Source organism: Pontibacillus litoralis JSM 072002, from assembly GCF_000775615.1.
Lineage (GTDB): Bacteria > Bacillota > Bacilli > Bacillales > BH030062 > Pontibacillus > Pontibacillus litoralis.
Map to the genome: position 1 here is coordinate 1 of NZ_AVPG01000079.1, position 461 is coordinate 461.

Consider the following 461-nt stretch of genomic DNA (forward strand, 5'->3'; position numbering starts at 1 on the left):
GAACCTGCGACCTTCGGGTTATGAGCCCGACAAGCTACCAGACTGCTCCACCCCGCGGTAATAATAATGAATTTTTATATGGTGGAGGATACTGGGCTCGAACCAGTGACCCCTTGCTTGTAAGGCAAGTGCTCTCCCAACTGAGCTAATCCTCCATATAATTTTGGTGACCCGTACGGGATTCGAACCCGTGTTACCGCCGTGAAAGGGCGGTGTCTTAACCACTTGACCAACGGGCCAGTTTTGTACTGGCGGAGAGCGAGGGATTCGAACCCTCGAGACCCCGTTTTTAGGGCCTACACGATTTCCAATCGTGCTCCTTCGGCCACTCGGACAGCTCTCCATGGCTCCAACGGCAGGATTCGAACCTGCGACCGATCGGTTAACAGCCGATAGCTCTACCACTGAGCTACGTTGGAATATGGAATAAATGCCTGGCGACGTCCTACTCTTGCGGGGAA

Annotated in this window: 4 tRNA genes; all 4 read right to left on the reverse strand. The window is 53.6% G+C overall.

The annotated features are described in order from the left end of the window. Positions 1 to 79: 79 nt before the first annotated feature. The 4 genes from N784_RS15785 to N784_RS15800 all read right to left on the reverse strand — a co-directional run bounded on the left by N784_RS15785 (position 80) and on the right by N784_RS15800 (position 419). Positions 80 to 155, reverse strand: a tRNA-Val gene (locus N784_RS15785). A 9-nt stretch (positions 156 to 164) separates the two neighbouring features. Beyond that, a tRNA-Glu gene (locus N784_RS15790) sits at positions 165 to 239 on the reverse strand. A 10-nt stretch (positions 240 to 249) separates the two neighbouring features. Then, a tRNA-Ser gene (locus N784_RS15795) sits at positions 250 to 343 on the reverse strand. A gap of 1 nt (position 344) precedes the next feature. Beyond that, a tRNA-Asn gene (locus tag N784_RS15800) sits at positions 345 to 419 on the reverse strand. Between the last annotated feature and the right edge of the window lie 42 nt (positions 420 to 461).